Origin of the sequence: Sphingomonas sp. PAMC 26605, assembly GCF_000241485.1 — a bacterium.
Taxonomy (GTDB): domain Bacteria; phylum Pseudomonadota; class Alphaproteobacteria; order Sphingomonadales; family Sphingomonadaceae; genus Sphingomonas.
This window is the reverse complement of the sequence record NZ_JH584241.1, coordinates 3,213,346-3,236,150: the sequence shown is the minus strand read 5'-3', so window position 1 is coordinate 3,236,150 and position 22,805 is coordinate 3,213,346. Positions and strand designations below refer to the sequence as shown.

19 protein-coding genes are annotated in these 22,805 nt (G+C 66.1%); 1 reads left to right on the top strand and 18 read right to left on the bottom strand.

Features of this window, described 5'->3' with window-relative positions; all coding sequences use genetic code 11:
• Nucleotides 1-110 precede the first annotated feature (110 nt).
• From RH90_RS14985 to cyoA, 14 genes are all read right to left on the bottom strand, one after another.
• Nucleotides 111-1,514, bottom strand: a complete 1,404-nt coding sequence (locus tag RH90_RS14985) for an efflux transporter outer membrane subunit (protein WP_010186650.1) — start codon at nucleotides 1,512-1,514, stop codon at nucleotides 111-113.
• Nucleotides 1,515-1,523: 9 nt separating this feature from the next.
• Entirely contained in the window at nucleotides 1,524-4,721 is a 3,198-nt protein-coding gene (locus RH90_RS14980; RefSeq protein ID WP_010186649.1) for an efflux RND transporter permease subunit, read from the bottom strand.
• Nucleotides 4,722-4,938: 217 nt separating this feature from the next.
• On the bottom strand, nucleotides 4,939-6,210 hold the full coding sequence (locus RH90_RS14975; RefSeq protein WP_010186648.1) for an efflux RND transporter periplasmic adaptor subunit: 1,272 nt from the start codon (nucleotides 6,208-6,210) through the stop codon (nucleotides 4,939-4,941).
• Nucleotides 6,207-6,602 carry a hypothetical protein gene (locus tag RH90_RS14970; RefSeq protein WP_010186647.1) on the bottom strand — a complete coding sequence of 132 codons (396 nt, stop codon included), beginning with the start codon at nucleotides 6,600-6,602 and terminating at the stop codon, nucleotides 6,207-6,209. Before RH90_RS14970 ends, RH90_RS14975 begins: the two co-directional genes overlap by 4 nt.
• Nucleotides 6,603-6,923: 321 nt before the next feature.
• The gene (locus RH90_RS14965; protein ID WP_010186646.1) at nucleotides 6,924-7,538 is read right to left on the bottom strand and encodes a TetR/AcrR family transcriptional regulator; all 615 of its coding nucleotides are present in this window, start codon (nucleotides 7,536-7,538) and stop codon (nucleotides 6,924-6,926) included.
• A gap of 98 nt (nucleotides 7,539-7,636) precedes the next feature.
• A complete protein-coding gene (locus RH90_RS14960) occupies nucleotides 7,637-9,046 on the bottom strand; it encodes an alginate export family protein (RefSeq protein ID WP_010186645.1) in 1,410 nt (469 codons plus the stop codon).
• Nucleotides 9,047-9,101: 55 nt separating this feature from the next.
• Nucleotides 9,102-10,214, bottom strand: a complete 1,113-nt coding sequence (locus tag RH90_RS14955; protein ID WP_029625349.1) for an NADH:flavin oxidoreductase/NADH oxidase — start codon at nucleotides 10,212-10,214, stop codon at nucleotides 9,102-9,104.
• Between the two features lie 73 nt (nucleotides 10,215-10,287).
• Entirely contained in the window at nucleotides 10,288-10,830 is a 543-nt protein-coding gene (locus RH90_RS14950; RefSeq protein ID WP_010186641.1) for a response regulator transcription factor, read from the bottom strand.
• Nucleotides 10,827-12,110, bottom strand: coding sequence for an ATP-binding protein (locus RH90_RS14945; RefSeq protein ID WP_010186639.1), 1,284 nt, complete (start codon nucleotides 12,108-12,110; stop codon nucleotides 10,827-10,829). The genes RH90_RS14950 and RH90_RS14945 overlap by 4 nt, the downstream gene beginning before the upstream one ends.
• Nucleotides 12,107-12,802: an SURF1 family protein gene (locus RH90_RS14940; protein WP_010186637.1), complete on the bottom strand. Its 696-nt coding sequence runs from the start codon at nucleotides 12,800-12,802 to the stop codon at nucleotides 12,107-12,109. The genes RH90_RS14945 and RH90_RS14940 overlap by 4 nt, the downstream gene beginning before the upstream one ends.
• Nucleotides 12,799-13,215 carry a cytochrome o ubiquinol oxidase subunit IV gene (gene cyoD / locus RH90_RS14935; protein WP_010186635.1) on the bottom strand — a complete coding sequence of 139 codons (417 nt, stop codon included), beginning with the start codon at nucleotides 13,213-13,215 and terminating at the stop codon, nucleotides 12,799-12,801. Before cyoD ends, RH90_RS14940 begins: the two co-directional genes overlap by 4 nt.
• Complete coding sequence (gene cyoC / locus RH90_RS14930; RefSeq protein WP_010186633.1) at nucleotides 13,212-13,850, bottom strand: cytochrome o ubiquinol oxidase subunit III; 639 nt, start codon at nucleotides 13,848-13,850, stop codon at nucleotides 13,212-13,214. Before cyoC ends, cyoD begins: the two co-directional genes overlap by 4 nt.
• Nucleotides 13,847-15,865, bottom strand: a complete 2,019-nt coding sequence (cyoB, locus tag RH90_RS14925) for a cytochrome o ubiquinol oxidase subunit I (protein ID WP_029625347.1) — start codon at nucleotides 15,863-15,865, stop codon at nucleotides 13,847-13,849. Before cyoB ends, cyoC begins: the two co-directional genes overlap by 4 nt.
• Before the next feature lie 13 nt (nucleotides 15,866-15,878).
• The gene (gene cyoA, locus RH90_RS14920; RefSeq protein ID WP_010186630.1) at nucleotides 15,879-16,991 is read right to left on the bottom strand and encodes a ubiquinol oxidase subunit II; all 1,113 of its coding nucleotides are present in this window, start codon (nucleotides 16,989-16,991) and stop codon (nucleotides 15,879-15,881) included.
• Between the two features lie 122 nt (nucleotides 16,992-17,113).
• Here cyoA and RH90_RS14915 point away from each other — a divergent pair, with 122 nt between their 5' ends.
• The gene (locus tag RH90_RS14915; protein WP_010186628.1) at nucleotides 17,114-18,433 is read left to right on the top strand and encodes an MFS transporter; all 1,320 of its coding nucleotides are present in this window, start codon (nucleotides 17,114-17,116) and stop codon (nucleotides 18,431-18,433) included.
• A gap of 75 nt (nucleotides 18,434-18,508) precedes the next feature.
• Here RH90_RS14915 and RH90_RS24320 read toward each other — a convergent pair whose 3' ends face one another.
• From RH90_RS24320 to RH90_RS14900, 4 genes are all read right to left on the bottom strand, one after another.
• Nucleotides 18,509-18,943: a hypothetical protein gene (locus RH90_RS24320; protein ID WP_232280369.1), complete on the bottom strand. Its 435-nt coding sequence runs from the start codon at nucleotides 18,941-18,943 to the stop codon at nucleotides 18,509-18,511.
• A complete protein-coding gene (locus RH90_RS14910; protein ID WP_232280368.1) occupies nucleotides 18,904-21,210 on the bottom strand; it encodes a M1 family metallopeptidase in 2,307 nt (768 codons plus the stop codon). The genes RH90_RS24320 and RH90_RS14910 overlap by 40 nt, the downstream gene beginning before the upstream one ends.
• Before the next feature lie 110 nt (nucleotides 21,211-21,320).
• On the bottom strand, nucleotides 21,321-21,593 hold the full coding sequence (locus tag RH90_RS14905; RefSeq protein ID WP_010186626.1) for a DUF1488 family protein: 273 nt from the start codon (nucleotides 21,591-21,593) through the stop codon (nucleotides 21,321-21,323).
• Between the two features lie 84 nt (nucleotides 21,594-21,677).
• Nucleotides 21,678-22,721, bottom strand: a complete 1,044-nt coding sequence (locus tag RH90_RS14900) for a rod shape-determining protein (RefSeq protein ID WP_010186624.1) — start codon at nucleotides 22,719-22,721, stop codon at nucleotides 21,678-21,680.
• Nucleotides 22,722-22,805 lie beyond the last annotated feature (84 nt).

Sequence of the window (22,805 nt, the reverse complement as noted above, 5' to 3'; positions counted from 1 at the left end):
CGACGATCGACGTATCCCATCGGCCGCGGCTGAGCCGGGCCGTCACGAGGATGCTAGGTGCCCGCGCGGCGACGATGGCGGTTAGGATGGACTAGATCGAGCCCGCGGGATCAGGCGTGCGCGGTTTGCCAGCCACCTCCGAGCGCGCGGAAGAGGTCGATTTGGGCGTCAGCGATCCTCGCGTCGGCGGCCGCCAGTTCGGCGTCGCTATCGGCGAAGGTGCGTTCGGCATCGAGCACTTCGAGGAAATCGATCGTGCCCTCGCGCTGGCGGGCGCGGGTGATCCGCGCGGCGGTCGCTGCATTGTCGCGCGCCGATTGGAGCTGCGTGCGCCGATCGAGTTCACGGGCGTAGCTCGACAACGCGGTTTCGGTTTCCTCGAGCGCGGTCAGTACGCTGCCGTCGAAGGTCGCAAGCGCGCCGCGCGTCTCGGCCTTTGCGCCCGCGATCCGGGCACGTGCGGCCGACTGGTTGAGCGACCAGTTGAGCAGCGGTCCTAGCAGCCAGCGCACCGGCCCCCCGGTGAAGATGTCGCCGACGGTGGTCGCGGTCGACCCGATCGACCCGCCGAGCGAGATCTGCGGATAGAGCTGCGAGGTCTCGACCCCGATCCGCGCGGTCGCCGCGCCGAGCCGGCGTTCGGCAGCGCGGACGTCGGGGCGGCGCGCGAGCAATGCCGCGCCGTCGCCGATCGGGATCGGCTGGTTCAGCCGCGGCGTCGTGCTGCGCGCGCCCGCTGTCACCGGGAGGTCGCGCGGAGTTCGGCCGGTAAGCGTCGCCAGCCGGAACAGCGCCGCTTGGCGCTCGCCCTCGATCTGCGGAACGAGCGCGGCGCGCTGGTCACGCAGCGCGGCGATTCGCGCCTGATCGAGCTTCGTCGCGCGGCCGGCATCGACGCGCTTGCCGGTGAGGGTGGTCGACTTTTCGAGCAGATCTACGATGCGTCGCGCGACCGCGAGCCGTTCCGCCGAAGACGCAGCATCGACATAGGCACGCGTGGTGGCGGCGACGATCGACACGCGCACCGCGTCGGCGTCGGCCTGCGCCGCGCCCACATCGCCGCGCGCCGCCTCGACATTGCGGCGAACACGGCCCGAAAGGTCGAGTTCGTAGCTGACGTCGAGGCCGACGTCGTAGGTCGCGCGCTCGCGGGCATAGCCGGGCAGGCTCTGCAGTTCGGATGCCCGCGCGTAATTGCCGCTAGCGCCCAAATTAACCTGCGGCTCGCGGTCGGTCTTGGCGCCGCGCAGCGATGCCCGCGCCGCGTCGAGCCGCGCTACCGCGACGCGCAAGTCGGTGTTCGCCGCCAGTGCATCGGCGACTAGCCCGTCGAGCACGGGATCGCGATACATCCGCCACCAATTCTGGTCGGCAGCGGCGGTGACCGTCGCCGGGTTCGTGGTCACGAACGGCGCGGCGGCGGTCGGCGGCGGCGTGGGGGCGACGTAGTTCGGCCCGGCGGCGCAAGCGGAGAGCGCGAGCGCGGAGAGGCTGGTGAGCAGGACGGTTTTCATGGGTCGTTCCTATTCGGCTGGCTGCAGCGCAGGCGCGGCAGCGGGGCCATGCGTCGCGTTCGCGTCCGGACGGCGGCGTTCGAGCCGCTTCGCCAGCGCGCGTGCGACGACGTAGAAAGTGGGGGTGAAGAGCAGGCCGAAGCCGGTCACGCCGATCATTCCGAAGAACACCGCAGTGCCGAGCGCCTGGCGCAGCTCGGCGCCAGCCCCTTCGGCGATCACCAGCGGCACCGCGCCGAGGATGAAGGCGAAGCTCGTCATCAGGATCGGCCGCAACCGGTCCTTCGCCGCGCGCACCGCCGCCTCGACCGGCGACAGGCCGTCTTCCTCCTCGGCCTGTTTGGCGAACTCGACCACCAGGATCGCGTTCTTTGCGGCGAGCGCAATCAGCACGACGAGGCCGATCTGCGTCAGGACGTTATTGTCCATGCCCCGCAAGTTCACGCCGGTCATCGCCGCGAGCAGGCACATCGGCACGATCAGGATGATCGCGAGCGGCAGCGTCAGGCTCTCATATTGCGCGGCGAGCACGAGGAAGACGAACAGCACCGCCATGCCGAAGACGAGCCCGGCGGTGCTGCCGGCCGATTTCTGCTGGAAGGCGATCCCGGTCCACTCATGCGCATAGCCGGTCGGCAGTGCGGTATCGGCGAGCTTTTCCATCGCGACGAGCGACTGGCCCGACGACGACCCCTTGGCGGTATCGCCATCGACCTCGACCGCCGGGAACAGATTGTAGCGCACGACGCGATACGGCCCGGTCTTGTCACGGAAGGTCGAGACCGATCCGATCGGCACCATCTGCCCGGTGTTCGACCGCGTCTTCAGATTGGCGATATCGGCGGTGGTGTTGCGGAACGGTGCGTCGGCCTGAGCGGTGACGCGGTAGGTGCGGCCGAGCAGGTTGAAGTCGTTGACGAATGCCGACCCGAGATAGACCTGCAACGCCTCGAAAACACGCTCTGGCGGCACGCCGAGCATGTTCGCCTTGGTCCGGTCGACATCGGCGAAGATGCGCGGTGTGGCGGTGTCGAAGAAGGTATAGACCTGCGCCAGCCCCTTGGTCGTGTTGGCCTGGCCGATCAGCCCGGAGGCGGTCTTGCCCATCTCCTGATAGCCGTGGCCCTGCAGGTCCTGCACCATCAGACGATAGCCGCCCGCCGAGCCGATCCCCTGGATCAGCGGTGGCGGGACGATCAGCAGCCGCGCCTCGTTGATGTCGGCGGTGGCTTTGCGCGCCTCGCCCATGATCGAGGCGAGCGTGACGCCGAGCTTCGCGCGTTCCTCGAAGCTCTTGAGCGGGATATAGGCCGCCGCGCTGTTGGGTGCGAGCGTCTGCGACGGGCCGTCGAAGCCCGCGAGCATCACCGCGCCCTTGACTCCGGCGAGCGGCAGGATGCGTTTTGCCACCTTCTGCATGACGGCGTCGGTGCGATCGACCGCCGAGCCCGGCGGCAGCTGGATGATCGTGAGGAAGTAGCCCTGATCCTGCGCTGGTACGAAGCCCGACGGGGTGACCGTGAAGACCACCGCGGTCAGCGCGATCAAGGCGCCATAGGCGAGCATCATCTTGCGCGGTGCGCTGACGAGGCGCAGCGTGAGCCGTGCATAGCCGTCGCTCATCCGCTCGAACCCGCGGTTGAAGGCGTCGCCCGCGCGGCGCACCAGCTGCGCGGCGCGGCTGCCCGTGCCTGCCGGGGCATGCGGCTTGAGCAGCATCGCGGCGAGCGCCGGCGACAGCGTCAGCGAGAGCAGCAGCGAGATGATCGTCGCGGTCGAGATCGTCACCGCGAACTGGCGGTAGAACGCGCCCGACAGGCCGGTGAGGAAGACGGTCGGGATGAACACCGCGCAGAGCACGAGCACAATCGCGACGAGCGCGCCCGACACTTCGTCCATCGACTTGCGCGCCGCCTCGAGCGGCGAGAGCCCGTGCTCGAGGTTACGCTCGACATTCTCGACCACGACGATCGCGTCGTCGACGACGATGCCGATCGCGAGCACCAGACCGAACAGCGAGAGGTTGTTGAGCGAGTAGCCGACCGCCGCAAGCACCGCGAAGGTGCCGATCAGCGAGACCGGGATCGCGACGATCGGGATGATCGCCGCACGCCATTTCTGCAGGAAGACGAGGATGACGAGCACGACGAGGATCATCGCCTCGAGCAAAGTGTGCTTCACCGCGTCGATCGATTGCGAGATGAATTCGGTCGGGTTGTAGATGACGCGATAGGCGAGCCCCTTGGGGAACTTCTTCGACATCGTCTCCATCTCGGCCGACACCGCTTGCGCGGCGGCGAGCGCGTTCGAGCCGGGGCGCTGGAAGACAGCGGCGATGACCGTCGGCTTGCCGCTCATATAGGTGTTGGCGCCATAGTCCTGCGCACCGAGTTCGACGCGGGCGACGTCGGACACCTTGACCTGGCGGCCGTCCTTGTCGGTGCGGATCACCACATCGGCGAACTGCTTGGGGTCGGTCAGGCGGCCCTGCGTCTCGACGTTGAGCTGGAAGGCATTGCCGGTGGCGTAAGGCGGCTGGCCGAGCGTGCCAGCCGCGACCTGGACGTTCTGCGCGCGCAAGGCGGCGACGATTTCGCCCGCGGTGAGATCGAGCGCGGCGGCGCGGCCGGGGTCGATCCAGATGCGCATCGAATAATCGCGGCTGCCGAACAGCTGCACGTCGCCGACGCCATCGATGCGGCTCAAGCGGTCGCGCACCTGCGTAAGGGCGTAATTGGAGATGTAGCCGCGATCGAGCGAGTTATCGGGCGAGATCAGATTGACGACCATCAGGAAGTCGGGGCTGGTCTTGCGCGTGACGACGCCGAGCCGCTGCACGTCCTCGGGTAGTCGCGGCACCGCGACTGCGACGCGGTTCTGCACCAGCACCTGCGCGGCATCGAGATTGGTGCCGATCTTGAAGGTGACGGTGATTACCAATTTACCGTCGCCGGTCGATTGCGACGACTGGTACAGCATGTTGTCGACGCCGTTGATCTCCTGCTCGATCGGCGCGGCGACGGTCTCGGCGACGGTCTCGGCGGAGGCGCCCGGATAGGTCGCGCTGACCGTCACCGTCGGCGGCACGATGTCGGGATATTGCGAGATCGGCAGGCTGAAATAGGCGATCAGGCCGACGATGGTGATGACCACCGCGATGACGCCGGCGAAGATCGGCCGGGTGATGAAGAAGCGCGAGAAGCGCATGGACTATGTCCCTCGAATGAGCGCGCACGACACCGGACGGCGTCCAGGAGCGGAGCCGGAGTGACGAACGGCAGTGAAGACTTGAACGGCTATCGGGTCGGGGCAAACGCCAACCCCCAGTCATCCCCGCGAAAGCGGGGATCCCGCTGCCTGGCCCCGTTGTCGAAGAAGAAGAAGCGGGATCCCCGCGTTCGCGGGGATGACGGGGGCGGGGGCGTTACCGGCTCAGCGTCGCCTCCCCCGCGATCGGCTGCGCGGTAGGCGCCGCCGCATCTGCCGACACCGCGATCTTGCCCAGCGTCGGCGCGACCTTCGCGCCCGGCATCGCCATCTGCGTGCCGGTGATGACGATCCGGTCCTTCGGGCCGATCCCCGAGCGCACCACGCGCATCCCGTCGACCACCGCGCCGAGCACGACCGCCTTGGCGGTGACGACATTGTCGGCACCGACCGTCAGCAGGATCTTGCGCGCCTGATCGGTCTGCACCGCATCGTCGGGGACGAGCAAAGCGGGCCTGGTCCCGGCGCTGGCGAGCCGCATGTTGCCGAACATTCCCGGCGTCAGGAACAGCCCCGGATTGGCGAGCACGGCACGACCGCGGATCGTGCCCGAGTGCGTGTCGAGCCCGTTGTCGGTGAAGTCGAGCTTGCCCTTCCAGCGATGACTCGTCTCGTCCTGCAGCTGGATCTCGACCGCGGGCGCCACGGCGCCGGGCTGGCGATTGCGCTGCGTCTTGAGAAACAGTGCCTCCGAACCGTCGAAGGTGAAGTAGATCGGATCGAGCGCGTTGATCGTCGTCAGCACCGTGCCGCCCGTGCCTTCGCCGCCCGCGACCTGATTGCCGGCATCGACGCGCCGATCCGAAATGCGGCCGCCGATCGGCGCGCGGATCTGCGTGAACGACACGTCGAGCGCGCGGGCACGAACACGCGCCTGCGCCGCCGCCAAGCCGGCCTGCGCCGCCTGGAGTTTGCCGCGCAGGGCATCGATCTCGCCGGCCGACACCGCATCGTCGGCGATCAGACGCGTCGCCCGGCCGAGATCGGTGCGGGCGAGCACCAGCGCGCTCTGCGCACTGGCTTCGTTGGCGCGCGCTTCGGCGAGCGCCGCGGCGAACGGGCGGGAGTCGATCGTGAAGAGCAATTGCCCCTGCTTGACGACGTCGCCGTCATGGAAATGCACGCCGGTGACCTCGCCCGCAACGCGCGGGCGGACCTCGACGCTGCGGCTCGGCGCGAAGCGGCCGACATAATCGTCCCACTCGCTGATCTCGCGCACCAGCGGCGTCGCGATCGTGACGGGGGCAGGGGGCGGGAGCGCCGCGACGGCATCGGAATGGTCGAACAGCTTGACGCCGACGACCCCCGCGATCGCGATCGGCACGAGGATCAAGGCGCGCTTTTGCCAGCGTGCGCGGTGCTGTGTACGCGGCTCGTCGGACGCATCGCGAAGGTCCGATCGCGCCTCGATGGGGGTGATCACGTTCATGCAAAGATTCTCCGGTCGGTTCGGCCGACGCGCATTCCGGTAACGCTGGTGATGAGGGTTTCGAGCTGCGCTTCGCTGAAGCCGACCGCGTGGAAATTGGCGATCTCGGACGAGGGCAAAGCGAAACCGCGGTGCCGCGCATGGACCGCGGCGCGGCGCAGCGCTTCGAGCTTGGGGTCGGCAAGCCGCGACGCGGTGCCGCGGCCGAACAGCCCGCCGAGTGCGCGCGACAGACGTCCCGGCGTGTTCAGGCTGCCGAGCGTATCGCGCTGGGCGAGCGCGATGACGCTCCATTCGAGCGCTGAGAAGCTTGCGGCCTTCGTCCCCGGGGCGCATTGGCTGCGGCTGGCAACGGGCGCTGCAAACATATTGTCGATGTCCAGATAAGCCATGGAAAATCCCCCTTTGGGTTTGGCGGTCGGACGAGCGGCACCGATCACGGACGAGCGTCGTCCGCGGTACCGCCGATGGGCGTGACCGATCGTTGCGAGAAGCAGGCTTCCCGCGGATCGACCTTCGGAATGTAAAGAGCAGGCCCGGCGGCAATGCCGACGGGCCGGAGGGTCAGGTGATCTCGGTGGTCATGGGCGCAGACCCTTTTGCCGGTACCGGGTCCGGGTCAGGATCCAGCTTCAATACCAGTCGGTATATAAAGGGCTGATGCAGTGCGTCAACTGCATTCTGTACCGGTCCGAATATTTATCGACAAGTTTTTATTGGGTCGGCCAAACCGCCATGCTGGTCTCGACGAGCTGCGACAGCTCGGCGCAGGTCGCGCCCGACCCGCCTTGGATCGCAATCCCTTGCAGGATCGCGTAAAGAAACCGCGTGAGCGCTTCAGGGGTCATGCCCTCGGGCAATTCCCCCACGGCCTGCGCCGCGGCAAAGCGCTTGATCAGCGCCGCCTCCGACGACGCGCGCCGCTTGACAACCTCCGCCTTGATCGGTTCGGCTTCGACCCCGCAGGTCGCGGCACTGATCACGCCGAGGCAGCCCTTGGGGTCGCACGTGCTCATCTGCATTTCGAGCGAGCCGCGCAGCAACCGCTCGGCCACGCCGCGCGCGGTCGGCGCTTCGAGCGCCGAGGTCATGTAAGCGAGCTTCTCGCGTTCATAGAGGTCGAGCGCCTTGTGGAACAGCTGCTCCTTGTTGCCGAACGCGGCGTACAGGCTGGGCTTGGTTATCCCCATCGCGCTGGTCAGTTCGGTCATCGATGCGGCTTCGTAGCCGTTGCGCCAGAACACCAGCAAAGCCTGGCTCAGCGCTTCGTCGATATCGAACTCGCGCGGACGCCCTTTCGGGGGCGAGATTGTGCAAGCGCTATTCATACCGTTCGGTATATAGGCGGTCCGCGCGAAACGTCCAGACTTGTCATAAATCCGCCGAGATGGTGCACGCCGGAGGTGCCGTCGCCAGCAGACACGCGCTAGAAGCTCGCTTGAACGTTGAATTCGAGGAAGCGCACGACGCCCTTGTCGGTAGCGAGCGCGGTCGGTGCGTTCTTCAGAAAGTCCCCCTTATAGAGCAAGGCGAAGTTGCTCTCGAGACGAAGATGCTTCGGCACCAGCCAGTAGCGCAGCCGCCCTTCGACCTGCTGACCGCCGAAATCGCCCGAGCGGCCGGTTGCATCGGTCACGTTGAAGAAGCGGTCGTAGCGCGAGGCGAGCCAGATGCCGCGATAGTCGAGCAGCGCCTCGACGCGTTTGCCGGGCTTGGCCTCGAAGCGGACGCCGGGCGCGCTGATATTCTCGCGTGCGAGGCCAGCATAGGTCCCCGACGGCCCGAGATCCTCGCGCCGGCTGCCGAACAGCGTGTCGAAGCGGTTGAACGTGCCGTTCCGGCCATCGCCGCTCGCATAATCGTAGAACAGCCCGATCCGTGGCTTCAGCGGCGTGTCGAAGCTGTAGCCGATCGCAGCATGGGTGAAGCCCGACGACACGCGCGCGGAGGTCGCGGTCGCAAGGGTCGAGGAGCTGGCATGGCCGAACTGATACGCCGCCTCGACATCATAATCGATCTTGCTCGCCTTGGGTTCGCGGAAGAGGCGCGCGTCGATCGTGTGGAGCCGGCGGTCGGCGGTGCTGCGACCGGGCGAGTCGTGCTCGGCGAGGCGGTAGTAAGCGAATTCGACCTGCGCCTCGCCGAACGCTTTCTTGCGATGGACATAGCCGCCGAAGAGCACGTCGTGAAAGGTCTCGCGATCGAACACGACCTTGTTGGCACGGATCGCATCGATCGAGTCGGGCAAGCGCTCCTGCGGCAGGACGTAGAAGAGCGTCGCCACGAGCTTGTCGCCCGCCTTGAGATCGCCGCGCAGGCCGGTGAATCCGTTGACGGTGTTGCGATATTCGTCGGTCGCGATCAGCCGCCCTGAACCGAGGTTGATGAGAAATCGCCCGCCCTCGACGCTGAACGCGGTGCCATGGCCGAGAGCATCGTCGAGACGCAGCTTGAAATAGGCCTGCGGAAGCTCGACTGCGTTGACGTCGTCGCGCCCGATCTGCGTCTGCTTGCCGGTGAGGTAGGCGCGGCTGTCGACGAGTTCGCCGCCGATCGCGAGCGGGCCGGGGCCATATTCGACCGCGACGCCGGTGCGCAGCTCTAGCGCGTCCTCGGCACTGGCAAAGCCGGGGCGGGGGCGACCGTCGACGGTTTCGTAGCGCAGTCGGCTCGAGGCGGTGATGATCAGCCCGGTTTCGTCCTTCTTCGGAGCCGTTTCTTCCTTGCCGGGCTTTTCGGTCGAGGAGGCGGGCGACGCCGGCAACGATTGGGCATGTACGCCAAGCGGGGCAAGCGTCAGGCCAAGCGCGGCCGCAGTCCATGAAAGCGTCTTCATCGGGACATCCTTGATCGGTCTTGGTGAGACGGTCTTGCGGGTAGCGTAAGCGGCGTCAGGCCTTGGGCGCGTCGAACAGCGTGCTGTACTGGCGCGGTTGCGAGCGCAGATATTGTTCGGGCGCGGTGACATGCCCGCCGAGATGCGCGGCCGCGTGCCATGGCCAGCGCGGATCGTAGAGGATCGTGCGCGCCAGCGCGATCAGGTCGGCGTCGCCGGTTCCGACGATTGCTTCTGCCTGATCATAGTCGGTGATCAGGCCGACCGCGACGACGGGAATGCCGACCGCCTGTTTGACCGCGCGCGCGAGCGGGACCTGGTAGCTCGGGCCGACCGGGATTGCCTGACGCGGGTCGAGCCCGCCGCTCGACACATGGATTCCGGCACATCCACGCGCTTCGAGCGCCCGGGCAAAGGCGACGGTGCCGTCGATATCCCAGCCGCCCTCGACCCAATCCGTTCCCGAGATGCGCATCGTGACGGGTTTGTCGGTCGGGAAGGCGGCGCGGACCGCGTCATACACTTCGAGTGGGAAGCGCATGCGATTCTCGAGGCTGCCGCCGTATTCGTCGTCGCGCCGGTTCGACAAAGGCGACAGGAATTGGTGGAGCAGATAGCCATGCGCAGCGTGGAGCTGAACCAGATCGAGCCCAAGCCGTGCCGCGCGCGTGGCGGCCACCGCGAAGGCGTCGCGAATGCGCACGAGGCCGTCGCGATCGAGCGCGACCGGCGCATTCTCGCCCTCGGCGAAGGCGGTGGCGGAGGGCGCTTCGGTCTGCCACCCGTTGGCCGCGGTCGGCGCGATCTGCTTGCCGCCGCGCCACGGCAGCTCGGTCGATGCCTTGCGGCCGGCATGCGACAGCTGGATCCCGATCTTGATGTCGGAATGCCGGCGGACGCTTTCGATCACCTTTCCGAGCGCTGCCTCGGTTGCATCATCCCACAGCCCGACATCGCCATAGCTGATCCGCCCTTCGGGCAGGACCGCAGTAGCTTCGATCGTCAGCAGCGCCGCGCCCGACAAAGCCAGATGACCAAGATGGATGACATGCCAATCGCCGACCTTTCCGTCGGTAGCCGAATATTGGCACATCGGCGCAATCACGATTCGATTGCGCAGCGTCAGCGTGCCGACCTCGATCGGCTCGAACAATCTTGGGCCCGGCATGAACGTCTCCCCTTAGACGTCGCTGCAACGCACGAGCCCGCGTTTCGACGCACGGTCCCCGCAAAGTTCGAGTTTATTTGACGGTCTGCTTCTCGAGCTTCCGCGCAAGCGTGCGGCGATGCATCCCGAGCTGACGCGCGGTTTCCGAAATATTGAAATTGTTCGCCGCCAGCGTCTGGTGGATATGCTCCCATTCGAGCGTCTTGATCGAGGTCGGGCGATTGGTCAGCGGCGCGTCGACGTTGCCGGCGGCGGACCCTTCCGTCTGTCCGAAAGCAGCCTCGATATCGTCGGTGTTCGACGGTTTGGCTAGATAGTTGGTCGCGCCGAGCTTGATCGCCTCGACCGCGGTCGCGATGCTGGCATAGCCGGTCAGTACGACGATCCGCGTCGCGGCGTCATGCGCGTGGATCGCCTGGACGCAGGCGAGGCCCGACGTTGCGCCGAGCTTGAGATCGACCACCGCGAAGTCGGGGGTGCGTTCGGCCAGTGCTGCCGTCACTGCCGACTGATCGGAGGCGATCTCGACGGCGTAGCCCCGGCGTTCGAACGAGCGGCGCAGCGTCTTGGCGAAGGCAGTATCGTCCTCGACGATCAACAGATGCTTGTCGCTCATGCGCCGTTCCACTCCAATGCCGACAGCGGCAAGGTCAAGGTCACCACCGCGCCGCCGCCCGCGCGGTTGCGTGCTTCGACCGATCCGCCGAGCTTGCGCATCGCGTTGACGACGAGGAACAGGCCGAGCCCGCTCCCGAGCCGGTCGCGCGTCGAATGATAGGGCTTGCCGATATTGGCGAGCATCTCGGGCGCAAATCCGGGGCCGGTATCGCTGACCGCGAAGAGCAGCGACGGCCCGTCACGCGATACTTCGAGCGTGATCGGACGGCCAGAAGCTTCCTTGGCATTGTCGAGCAGGTTCCAGATCATCTGCTTGACCGCGGTATCGGCGACGATCGCGCGATCGGTACCGAAGCGGTTGCGAAAGACGATCGCCTCCTCCGAATTCTGCACGCGCCATTCGGTGACGACCTCGTTGCAGAAATTGTGGACGCTGGTGATCGTCGGATGCTCGCCGCGCGCTTCGCCCGCCGCCATCAGGATGCCGGTGACGATCGTCTTGCAGCGCGTCAGCGCGACGCGCATGTCCTCGATCTCCTCGGCAAGGCCGGGAACGGCACGCAGAGCGGGGGCGTGCCCCCAATCGTTGACGATCACCGAGAGCGACGCGAGCGGCGTGCCGAGCTCGTGCGCCGCGCCGGTCGCGAGCAGCCCCATGCGGACGATATGATCTTCCTCGGCGGCTTGCTGGCGCATCGTGGCGAGCCGCGCGTCGCGCATCCTGAGGTTGCGGTTGATCCGCGTCACGAAGCCGACGATCAGCAGTGCGATCAGCACAAAGCAGATCAGCGAGCCGAGGACGTACAGGTCGCTCCAGTCATAGGAGAAGCGCTGTGGCAGCAGCAGCGGCATATGGACTTCGGCGAGCAAGGCGAACGCCGCAATGGTGACTGCGACCAGCGCCCAGCTCGACCACGCCTCGAGCAGGATCGCGCCGAGCACGATCTGGACGAGATAGAGCGCGATGAACGGGTTGGTCGCGCCGCCGCTCTGATAGAGCAAAGCGGTCAGCGCGCCGACGTCGAGCAACAGGCTGGCGAACAGCTCGCCGTTCGAGATCGCGACGCGGCGCGGCAGTTGCGAGAGACTGATCACGTTGAGCAGGACCAGGCCGCCGACGACGAGCAGCATCGGGATCAGCGGGAGCGTCAGCCCCATCAGGAACTGCGCCACCAGGATCGTCGCGAACTGCCCGCCGACCGCGAGCCAGCGCAGGTTGATCAACTGCCGGAGGTTGTCGCGTCCGGTCGTGTCGAGCGGGGGGAGCGGTGCGGTCATGCCGACCCGCGCCGTTGGCTGCGCACCAGCATTGCCGCGGCGCCCGCGACCATCGCCGCAAGCGCGAACCAGGTCATCGCATAGACCAGATGATTGTTGGAGAAGCGGATGACGGTCAGCCCGGCGACCGGTACGCTTTCCGGCGCCCCGGCATCGGCATCAATGAAATAGGGCGCGACTGGGCCGAGCCGCCGTGCCGCCGCGATCGCCGCGATGTCGCGTGAGAACCAGCGGTTCGCGGCGGGATCATTCTTGCGCAGGAAGGCGCCGCCGGGCTCGCTCGGGCGCAGCAGCCCGGTAACGCGCGCGCTGCCGACGAGCGGCGCATGACGATCGGGAACGAAGCCGCGATTGACGAGAACGGTGAAACCGCGATCGGACACGATCGGCGTCATCGCCCAAAATCCGGGACCGCGCTCGGTCACCGCCTGGACGAACACTGTCGCGTCGTCGCGGTAGCGCCCGGAGACCCAAATATGGCGATAGCCATCGCTTTCAGCAGTGATCTGGGGCCAGCGATCGAGCCCCGGTGCCGGGGTCGGCGCGGCGTGGACGCGCTCCCCGACCGTCTCGATCAGCGCGACCTTCCAGTGCAACCGCTCGATCTGCCACACGCCGAGCCCGATCAGCCCGGCACACAACACCCCCGCGACGACCAGCAGCGCGGCCAGTGTCGCGGGGGATCGTCTCATTGCTGGCGCATCGTCTCGGACGACATGGAAGGGCTCATCGGCATCATGTTGGCGTTCATGTGATACATCACCCAGATCGATCCCGACAGCGTGATGACGATGACGATCAGCGTGAACAACAGCGCGATGAACGACCAGCCACCCTCGTTGCCCGTCTTCATGTGCAGGAAGTAGATCATGTGGACGAACACCTGCACCAGCGCCGAGCCGAGCACCAGAATCGCGGTCCAAGTGTGATCGAGCGCGCCCGTCATCACCAGCGCGAATGGGATCGCCGTCAGGATGACCGAAAGTACGAAGCCGATGATGTAATCGCGCATCGAACCATGCGGCATGTCGTCGCCATGCGCGTCGTGGTGCCCGTCGGCGCCAGCATCATATTCGTGGGCGGTGATGTGCGTATCGGCGCTCATCCGAGCACTCCCATGAGATAGACGATGGTGAAGACGCCGATCCAGATGACGTCGAGGAAATGCCAGAACATGCTGAGGCACTGCAGGCGCCGGCGGTTCGCCTGGCCGAGGCCGTGCGTACCCACCTGGATGACGAGCGTGGTCAGCCAGATCAGGCCGCAGGTGACGTGGAAGCCGTGCGTGCCGACCAGCGTGAAGAAGGCCGAGAGGAACGCGCTGCGCGACGGGCCATTGCCCTCCGCGATCAGGTTGCTGAACTCGTACATCTCGACGCCGAGAAAGGTCAGGCCGAACAGGCCGGTGACGACCAGCCAGAACTGCACCTGGCGAACGCTGCCCTTTTCCATCGTCAGCATGGCGATGCCGTAGGTGAGCGAGGAGAACAGCAGCATCGCGGTGTTGAAGGCGACGAGCGGGAGCTCGAACAGCTCCTTGGGCCCCTTGCCGCCGCCATAGCCGTGCCCGAGCACGCCGTAGCAGGCGAACAGCACCGCGAAGATGAGGCAATCGCTCATCAGGTACATCCAGAAGCCCAGCATCGTGCTGCCGCCCTCGGGATGATCATGCTCGTCGAGCTCGAAGAACACCGGCTTCGCGCCGTCGGCAGTCGGCTCGTAGGTCAGTTCGGCGCTCATGCCACCACCTTCTGCGCTGCGAGAACGCGCGTACGCTCGTCCTCGGTGCGGATCACGTCCTCGACCGGGATGTGGAAATCGCGCTTGTAATTGAACGAATGCCAGATCGACACACCGAGCATCGCCACCAGCGAGGCGATCGCCAGCCACCAGATGTACCAGATCATCGCGAAGCCGAAGCCGACGCTGATAAGGCCGATGATGACGCCGGCCGCGGCGTTCTTTGGCATATGGATCGCCTTGAAGCCCGTCGTCGGACGCTCGAAGCCGCGCGTCTTCATGTCCCAGAACGCATCGTTGTCATAGACGATCGGGGTGAACGCGAAGTTGTAGTCCGGCGGCGGCGACGAGGTCGACCATTCGAGCGTGCGGCCGTCCCACGGATCGCCCGTCAGGTCGAGCAAACGCGTGCTGTGGCGATCGCGGATGCTGACGAAGAACTGCATCGCCATGCAGGCGATCCCGCCCGCGATCATCAGCGCGCCGATCGCCGCGACGATGAAGTACGGCTGATATGCCGTATCGTCGAAGTGGCTGAGGCGCCGCGTCACACCCATCAGGCCGAGCACGTAGAGCGGCGCAAAGGCGGTCCAGAAACCGACCACCCAAAGCCAGAACGAGCGCTTGCCCCACACCCGGTCGAGCTTGAAGCCGAACGCCTTGGGCCACCAGAAGTTGATCCCGGCGAACATCCCGAACAGCGTGCCGCCGATGATGACGTTGTGGAAATGCGCCACCAGGAACAGCGAATTGTGCAGCACGAAGTCGGCCGGCGGCACGGCGAGCAGCACGCCGGTCATGCCACCGATCGTGAAGGTCAGCATGAAGGCGACCGTCCACATCATCGGCAGCTCGTAGCGGATCCGGCCGTGGTACATCGTGAACAGCCAGTTGAAGATCTTCGCGCCCGTCGGGATTGAGATGATCATCGTGGTGATCGCGAAGAACGAGTTGACGCTCGCGCCCGAGCCCATCGTGAAGAAGTGGTGGAGCCAGACGAGATAGGCGAGGATCGTGATGACGATCGTCGCATAGACCATCGAGGTGTAGCCGAAGAGCCGCTTCTGCGAGAAGGTCGCGACGACCTCCGAGTAGATGCCGAACGCCGGCAGGATGAGGATATAGACCTCCGGGTGACCCCAGATCCAGATGAGGTTGACGTACATCATCGGGTTGCCGCCGAGGCCGTTGGTGAAGAATTGCATCCCCAGCAGACGGTCGAGCGACAGGATCGCGAGCACTGCGGTCAGCACCGGGAAGGCGGCGACGATCAGCGTGTTGGTGCACAAAGCGGTCCAGACGAAGATCGGCATCTTGAACAGCGTCATGCCGGGCGCGCGCATCTTGACGATCGTCGCGAGCAGGTTGACGCCGGAGAGCAGCGTCCCAAGTCCCGCGATCTGCAGCCCCCAGATATAATAGTCGACGCCTACGTCGGGGCTCGCCTCGATCCCCGAGAGCGGCGGCATCGCGAGCCAGCCGGTGCGCGCATAGTTGCCGACGAACAGCGAGATCATCGTGATGATCGCCCCCGACGCGGTCAGCCAGAAGCTGAAATTGTTGAGATAGGGGAACGACACGTCGCGCGCCCCGATCTGCAGCGGCACGACGAAGTTCATCAGGCCCACCACGAGCGGCATCGCCACGAAGAAGATCATGATCACGCCGTGCGCGGTGAAGATCTGGTTGTAGTGATCGGGCGGAAGGTAGCCCGTGTTGCTCCCGAACGACATCGCCTGCTGCGCGCGCATCATCAGCGCGTCGGAGAAGCCGCGCAGGAACATGATCAGCGCGAGGATGACATACATGATGCCGATCTTCTTGTGGTCCACGCTCGTGAACCAGTCGCGCCAGAGCCAGCCCCACGCCTTGAAATAGGTGATGATCGCGAGCAGTGCGAGACCGCCGACCGAGACACCGCCAAAGGCGAGCAGCACGGGCAGTTCATGCAAGGGGAGCGCGTCGAGCGTCAGGCGCCCGAGGATCGGGCTCACGACCGGGTGTACGTTACTCATCGGGGGCATCATGTCAGAAGGTCCTCCGGTCGCCGGGCATCGGCATACCTGCGCCGGCGAGGCGCGCTGTGCTTTGGGCTGAATTCTTGGCGGTGGTCTTGGTTGCTTCGACCGGCTGGGGCTTGCCCGAATCGGCCATCGGCATCGCCGACATCTTCATCGCATCGTCATTCTTGGCATGGCCTTCGCCGTGCTCGCCATTATGCGGGCCGGCATCGGCGCGCATCATTGCGTCCATGCAGACCTGGCCCGGCGCGACGCAATTGTTGGCGGCGGCGTTGAACAGGCCGGGCGCGACGCCCGCATAGAAGGTCGGGGCATGGTTCATGCTCGGCTTCGCAACCTTCAGATAGGTCGCGCGGTCGAGCATCGTGCCGCTTGCGCGGACCCGCGCAATCCAGGCGTCGAAATCACCCTGCGAGCCCGCGAGGAAGCGGAACTTCATGTACGAGAAGCCGTCGCCGCTGAAGTTCGACGAGAAGCCGGCATAGTTGCCGGGCTTGTTGGCGACCGCGTTGAGCTTGGTCGTCATGCTGGGCATCGCATAGATCATGCCGGCGAGATTGGGGATGTAGAAGGCGTTCATCACATCCGACGAGGTAAGGTCGAACTGGATCGGCTGATTGACCGGCGCCGCGAGCTGGTTGACCGTCGCGATCCCGTAATCGGGATAGATGAATAGCCACTTCCAGTCGAGCGCGACGACCTGCACACGCAGCGGCTTGGCGTTGAGCGCAACCTGCCGAGTCGCGTCGATCCGGCCGATCGGGCGATACGGGTCGAGTAGATGCGTGCTGGTCCAGGTGACAGCGCCGAGGCAGATGATGATCAACAGCGGGACCGCCCAGATAACGAGTTCGAGCGCGGTCGAATGGTGCCATTCGGGATTGTACGGCGCTTCGGTGTTGGTCTGGCGATAGCGCCATGCGAAGATCGCGATCAGCGACATCACGGGTACGATGATGATCAACATCAATAAGGTAGCGATGACGACGAGGTCGCCCTGTTGCTGCGCAACATCGCCCGCAGGTGACAGGACGACGGTGCTGCACCCCCCGAGCAAGGCGGGCGCGAACAGCGCGAGGCCCGCGATTGCGGGGCGGAGGAGCGAGGGAGGTCGGATCATGCCGCGCAGCTACGCCCACAGATGCGCGCCTCCCATTGGACATTTTGTCCAATCCTGGCTGCGCTGCAGCAAGCGTAGGGGAAGCTGATAAACGGCGATCATGGCCGGGAGTTCGAACACCGATGCAAGCCACCCACACCCCGACGTCGCGCGCGATAGAGGCCGATGCCAGCCGGATAAACCAGGAGCACGTCTCCTCGGGCGAGATCGCGATCGGCGTGGTGATCGGGCGCACCTCGGAGTTCTTCGATTTCTTCGTCTATGCGATCGCCTCGGTGCTCGTCTTCCCGACGATGATCTTTCCGTATGTCGATCGGCTGACCGGCACGCTCTATTCGTTCGGCCTGTTCGCGCTGGCGTTCGTCGCACGGCCGATCGGCTCGATGATCTTTCTCGCGATCGACCATCTGTACGGCCGCGGCACCAAGCTGACGATCGCGCTGTTCCTGCTCGGCGGTTCGACCGTGGCGGTCGGCTTCCTTCCGGGGCATGCCGAAGTCGGCGGTTACGCGGCGATCATCCTCGCCTTCCTGCGCATTTGCCAGGGGCTCGCGCTCGGCGGCAGCTGGGATGGCCTGTCGTCGCTGCTCGCGCTCAATGCACCGCAGAACAAGCGCGGCTGGTATGCGATGATCCCGCAGCTCGGCGCGCCGCTCGGCCTGATGGTGGCCGCCGGCCTGTTCGCCTATTTCACCGCGACGCTGTCGGCGACCGATTTCCTCGACTGGGGCTGGCGCTATCCCTTCTTCGTGGCGTTCGCGATCAACGTCGTGGCGCTGTTCGCTCGGCTGCGGATCGTCAGCACGTCGGACTATCAGGACATGTTCGAGAGCCGCGACCTTGTTCCGGCGCCTGTGATCGAAACCGTCCGCAAGCAGGGCCGCACGATCCTGCTCGGCGCCTTTGCACCGCTCGCGAGCTTCGCCCTGTTCCACATGGTCACGGTGTTCCCGCTGTCGTGGGTGTTCCTCTACACTCGCAGCAATCCGGAGCGCTTCCTCGCGATCGAAGTCGTCGGCGCGGCGATCGGCGTCGTCGCGATTGTCGCTTCGGGCTATCTCGCGGACCGGGTCGGGCGGCGTACGCTGCTGGGCGCTTCGGCCGCGGCGATCGCGGTGTTCTCGGGCTTCGCGCCGCAGCTGCTCGGCGCGGGCGAACTCGGCGAAGTCATCTTCATGGTGCTCGGCTTCGCGTTGCTTGGTATTTCTTTCGGCCAGTCGTCGGGCGTGGTCGCTTCGGAATTCGCGGGCGAATCGCGCTATACCGGCGCGGCGCTGACGTCGGACATCGCCTGGCTGGTCGGCGCGGGCTTCGCGCCGCTCGTCGCGCTGTATCTGTCGTCGCACTTCGGGCTCGTCGCGGGCGGCGCGTATCTGCTGTCGGGTGCCTTGGCCACGCTGCTGGCGCTGTGGCTCAACAAGGAGCTCGCGAGCCGCACCTGATCGGCTCGTTCCGGCATCGACATTCTACAAGCCTCGAGACGCTTCCCCGGCCAATGCCGGGGAAGCGTTTTCGTATCAGCTGGCCGCGATCGCCGCGGCGATCTCGTCCGCCTTGGCGTCTCGGAGGGCGCCGCAGTGGCGGATCGATTCGACCACGCGCTCGAAATCGAGCACGCCCGCACCCGCGGCGCGGACCTTGGGACCGAGGACGCTCTCGATCTTCGCGGCACGATCGACCCCGCATTGCGCGCCGAGTGCGCCCGGCAGGCGGCTGGTGATGAATACGCCATTTCCGCCGGCGCGCAGCTCATCGTAATGGGCGAGCAGCCAGTCACCCGCGCTCTCGACCGTTCCCGGTGTACCGGTGAGCGACTGGATCACCATCAACCGGTCGAAGCCGCGCAGCCGCGGATCTTTGAGCGCCAGCAGATAGTCCTGCACGTCGCGCTGCCCGGTCGATCCCGCCGCCGCTAGCGCCGATGCGCGGACGTCGGAATCCTCGCTCGACAAGCCGAGTTCGACCAGTTTGCGCGCGGCGGACAGGCCGCCATGCCTGGCATAGGCGGAAAAGCCCGCACCGAGATACGCCGGGTCGAGCGCCTGCGGCTCCCGCCGATATAGCGCGTCGCCGCGGCGACGAGGCGGTCATCGATCGTCCGGTCCGCAGCCTCTTCGGCGACGAGCGACACCAGCGATTGGCGCAGCTTCTGGCGATCGGGCGTGTCGCCGGCATGCGCGCCGGCGGTTGGATCGAAGCCCATCCTGGCGAGCATCGGCGCGTAGAGCGATCCGATCAGCCGGCGATACGCGGGGAGCTGCGCATCGCCGATCAGCCCGCGGTCGTGCAAGCCGGACAGGCGTCCCCCGCCGCTGACGGCGGCGTTCGAATCGGGATTGGCGGCCATCGCCTTCGCCGCCGTCACCAACAATCCGGCGGGCACCTTGCCCGCACGGAACGCCGCCCACAGGCTGTCCTGCACGGCCAGTGCTTCGCCCGATGTGAGGACCGCCGATCGCGCGATCAGCGCCTGCCAGTCGGCGGGCGCGAGGTTGAAGCGATAATAGCCCGTGCCGCCGGCATTGGGCACGAACGCGCCGACCGGTGCTGCGAAGGTCACGCTCGGCCGGTCGATCAGCGTGCAGACGCGCGCGCCGTCGATCGGGCGGTAGCAGAAGGGAAGCGTCCATTGTTCGGCGCGCGGGGCCGATCCGAGAAACGCATAGCGCGATTGTGCCGCGGTCAACTGCGTACCGTTGCGCGTGAGATCGACCACGGGCACCCCCGGCTGATCGACGAAGCTCTTCAGCGCGGCGAGGACGCGCGGGTCCTTCGCGCTGTCGGCGAGGCTCTGGAAGAATTGCTCCGACGTGGCATTGCCATAAGCGTGGCGCTTGAGATGGAGCCGCACGCCGTCGCGGAACTTCTCGTCGCCGAGATAGGCCGCGATCATCGCGATCACCTGGCCGCCCTTGCCGTACGTGATCGAATCGAACGCGCTATCGATGTCGTTATTGGTCGCGATCGCCTGGTGGATCGGGCGGCCGACCTCGAGCGCATCGGTGTTCATCGCCGAGAAGCCCTCGGCGAGCCCGCCGACGCCGATGTTGAGTTCGGGCCGCCATTCGTTGCCGATGCGATAGCCCATCCAGTTGGCGAAGCTCTCGTTGAGCCAGATATCGTCCCACCAGGCGGGCGTGACGAGATCGCCGAACCATTGGTGCGCGAGCTCGTGCGCGACGACCATCCCGAATTCCTGCTTGTTGCCGGTCGAGGCATTGGGCGGAAGGTAGATGATGCCATCGCCATAGGTGTCGGCGCCGGCATTCTCCATAGCGCCGGGCATGATCGGCGAGCCGATCTGGTCGAGCTTGGGGAAGGGGAAGGGCTCGCCGAAATACTTTTCGAGCAGTTGCACGATGCGCGGGCTCTCGGCCATGACATAGCCCATCTTGTCCTTCTGCGCCTGCGTCGCAACCGCGCCGAGCGGAAGCGGGGTGCTCCGCTCCGCGTCGGGCGCGACGGTGCCCTCGACGCGGACGAACGGACCGGTATGGATCGCGACAAGATAGGTCGGCAGCGGGCGGGTAGGGGCGAAGATATGCTCGTCCATCGCCGCCGGGACGGGCTTGCCCGACGCACGCAGGAATTTTGCCGCGCCGGACTGGGGATCGACTTTCAGCGGCCGGACCTCGGTCTCGGGGGCATTGCCTGTAACGCGATCACCGACCTTGGTGATGACGCGCAGCGTGAACGGCGTCTTGAAACCGGGCTCGTCGAAACTCGGGAACGCGGCGCGCGCGTCGATCGACTCGAACTGCGTCCAGCTATACCATTTGTCGGCGACCTTGACGCGGTAGAGCCCCGAGGCGCCATCACCGAACGCGCCATCATAAACGAAGCTCAGCGTCGCGGCCCCGGCGGGCAAGGGCGAGGCGAAATCGAGACGGACGACGCCGGTCTTGTCGACCTGGGTATAGCGCGCCGCGATGACCTTGCCGCCGACCTTGGCGGTAACGAGCGCGACGTTGAGGTCACGACCGTGGAGATAGAGCACCGATATCGGCGCCTTGACCGTGATGTCGATCTCGTCCTGGCCGCTGAAACGCGGCTGATCGGGATCGATGATGAACGACAGGCGATAGGCGGTCGGGCGCGCGGTGTCGGGGAGCTTGCCCTTGGGCGCCGCCGGGTCTGGGGCGATAGGGGTTTCGGCGTGTGCCGTCGCGGAGAGGGCGAGCAGCCAAGCTGCGGTGGACAAGAGCAGGCGAGCGCGCATCGGACGGTGACTCCACGAGGAAGCCCGTGGTTTACGAAGCTAAGACACTTCCTGCAAGCCAGCTACAATAGCGGGCGCCATGCCGGACGAACCCGGCATGGCGCTCCGGCCTATTCGAGATCGTTCTCGCTGATCACGATCATCGCCTGGTCGCTGTTGCGCGCCAGCGCGACAAGGCCGGCCTCGGCGATCGAATCCTCGAAGCGGTTGAACTGCTCGATCGCGTCGTCCTCGGGGGCGTCGCCGCTCAGTGCTTCGAGCACGGCATATTGCACCGCGAACTGATACTCCTCGCCATCGACTTCGCCCATGAACTCGACGACGCGCTCGTCGTCATTGTCGAGCAGGCTCGAGTGCAGAATATCCATCTTGTCGGCGGCCATGCGGAATGCTCCAAATCGGGGAAACGGGCGCTGTGCCCGCGCGGCTGATCAAGCGCAAGTCGCTGCCGGAGGTTCCGCGCGGTTTCAGTTTTCGCTCAGCACCCCGCCGAACATCGCGTCCTCGAGCGCGCGACCGGCACCGGTGACGACGCAGGTCAGCGCGTTTTCCGAAACGACCACCGGGAGCCCGGTCGCGTCGGCGAGCACCGTGTCGAGCTCGCGCAGCAGCGATCCGCCGCCGGTCATGACGATGCCGTGGTCGACGATATCGGCGGCAAGCTCGGGCTGCGTTTGTTCGAGCGCGTTCATCACCGCCTCGACGATCTGCGCGACCAACTCGCCGAGCGCCTCGGCGACTTCGGCCTGGCTGATCTCGATCTCGGTCGGGATCCCGCCGACAAGGCCGCGCCCGCGAACGTGCATCGTCAGCCCGACGCCATCCTCGGGTTTGCGCGCCATGCCGATCGTCATCTTCACGCGCTCGGCGGTCGCTTCGCCGATCATCAGATTGTATTTGCGGCGGACGTACGAGGCGATCGCATCGTCCATCTTGTCGCCGCCGACGCGCACCGAGGTGCTGTAGGCGAGGCCGCGCAGCGACAGGATCGCGACCTCGGTCGTCCCGCCGCCGATATCGACCACCATGCTGCCGATCGGCTCGGTGACGGGCATCCCCGCGCCGATCGCCGCGGCGAGCGGTTCCTCGATCAGCAGGACGTTGGCCGCGCCGGCATTGGTCGCCGCCTGACGGATCGCGCGGCGTTCGACCTGGGTCGAGCTCGACGGCACGCAGATCACCACCTTGTGGCGCCGCGGCATACGGCTCGCGCCGCCGAGCGCCTTGTCCATGAAGTGCTTGATCATCTGCTCGGCGACATCGATGTCGGCGATCACGCCGTCGCGCATCGGGCGGATTGTACGGATTTCCTCGGGCGTCTTGCCCATCATCAACTTGGCGTCGGTACCGACCGCCCGCAGCTTCGTCACGCCGTCGATCGTCTCGAGCGCGACGACCGAGGGTTCGTCGAGCACGATCCCCTTGTCGCGGAGATAGACGAGCGTGTTCACGGTGCCGAGGTCGATCGCCATGTCGTTGGAAGAGAAAGTGAAGAGCCGCGCCGGCCACATGATAGGTCTCGATACTGTTTGCGTGGTCTGGCCGCCGCGAAATCCTCGCGGCGCAGGCTTTGGCGACTCCGTGAGTGCCGCCGC

What these genes read in the sequence shown, in the direction of transcription:
- cyoA (WP_010186630.1), bottom strand. Translation starts at nt 16,991, where the DNA reads ATGATCCGACCTCCCTCGCTCCTCCGCCCCGCAATCGCGGGCCTCGCG.
- RH90_RS14905 (WP_010186626.1), bottom strand. Translation starts at nt 21,593, where the DNA reads ATGGCCGCCGACAAGATGGATATTCTGCACTCGAGCCTGCTCGACAAT.
- RH90_RS14980 (WP_010186649.1), bottom strand. Translation starts at nt 4,721, where the DNA reads ATGCGCTTCTCGCGCTTCTTCATCACCCGGCCGATCTTCGCCGGCGTC.
- RH90_RS14900 (WP_010186624.1), bottom strand. Translation starts at nt 22,721, where the DNA reads ATGTGGCCGGCGCGGCTCTTCACTTTCTCTTCCAACGACATGGCGATC.
- RH90_RS14915 (WP_010186628.1), top strand. Translation starts at nt 17,114, where the DNA reads ATGCAAGCCACCCACACCCCGACGTCGCGCGCGATAGAGGCCGATGCC.
- RH90_RS14985 (WP_010186650.1), bottom strand. Translation starts at nt 1,514, where the DNA reads ATGAAAACCGTCCTGCTCACCAGCCTCTCCGCGCTCGCGCTCTCCGCT.
- RH90_RS14950 (WP_010186641.1), bottom strand. Translation starts at nt 10,830, where the DNA reads ATGAGCGACAAGCATCTGTTGATCGTCGAGGACGATACTGCCTTCGCC.
- cyoD (WP_010186635.1), bottom strand. Translation starts at nt 13,215, where the DNA reads ATGAGCGCCGATACGCACATCACCGCCCACGAATATGATGCTGGCGCC.
- RH90_RS14960 (WP_010186645.1), bottom strand. Translation starts at nt 9,046, where the DNA reads ATGAAGACGCTTTCATGGACTGCGGCCGCGCTTGGCCTGACGCTTGCC.
- RH90_RS14945 (WP_010186639.1), bottom strand. Translation starts at nt 12,110, where the DNA reads ATGACCGCACCGCTCCCCCCGCTCGACACGACCGGACGCGACAACCTC.
- RH90_RS14970 (WP_010186647.1), bottom strand. Translation starts at nt 6,602, where the DNA reads ATGGCTTATCTGGACATCGACAATATGTTTGCAGCGCCCGTTGCCAGC.
- RH90_RS14975 (WP_010186648.1), bottom strand. Translation starts at nt 6,210, where the DNA reads ATGAACGTGATCACCCCCATCGAGGCGCGATCGGACCTTCGCGATGCG.
- cyoB (WP_029625347.1), bottom strand. Translation starts at nt 15,865, where the DNA reads ATGAGTAACGTACACCCGGTCGTGAGCCCGATCCTCGGGCGCCTGACG.
- RH90_RS14955 (WP_029625349.1), bottom strand. Translation starts at nt 10,214, where the DNA reads ATGCCGGGCCCAAGATTGTTCGAGCCGATCGAGGTCGGCACGCTGACG.
- RH90_RS14965 (WP_010186646.1), bottom strand. Translation starts at nt 7,538, where the DNA reads ATGAATAGCGCTTGCACAATCTCGCCCCCGAAAGGGCGTCCGCGCGAG.
- RH90_RS14910 (WP_232280368.1), bottom strand. Translation starts at nt 21,210, where the DNA reads ATGCGCGCTCGCCTGCTCTTGTCCACCGCAGCTTGGCTGCTCGCCCTC.
- RH90_RS14940 (WP_010186637.1), bottom strand. Translation starts at nt 12,802, where the DNA reads ATGAGACGATCCCCCGCGACACTGGCCGCGCTGCTGGTCGTCGCGGGG.
- cyoC (WP_010186633.1), bottom strand. Translation starts at nt 13,850, where the DNA reads ATGAGCGCCGAACTGACCTACGAGCCGACTGCCGACGGCGCGAAGCCG.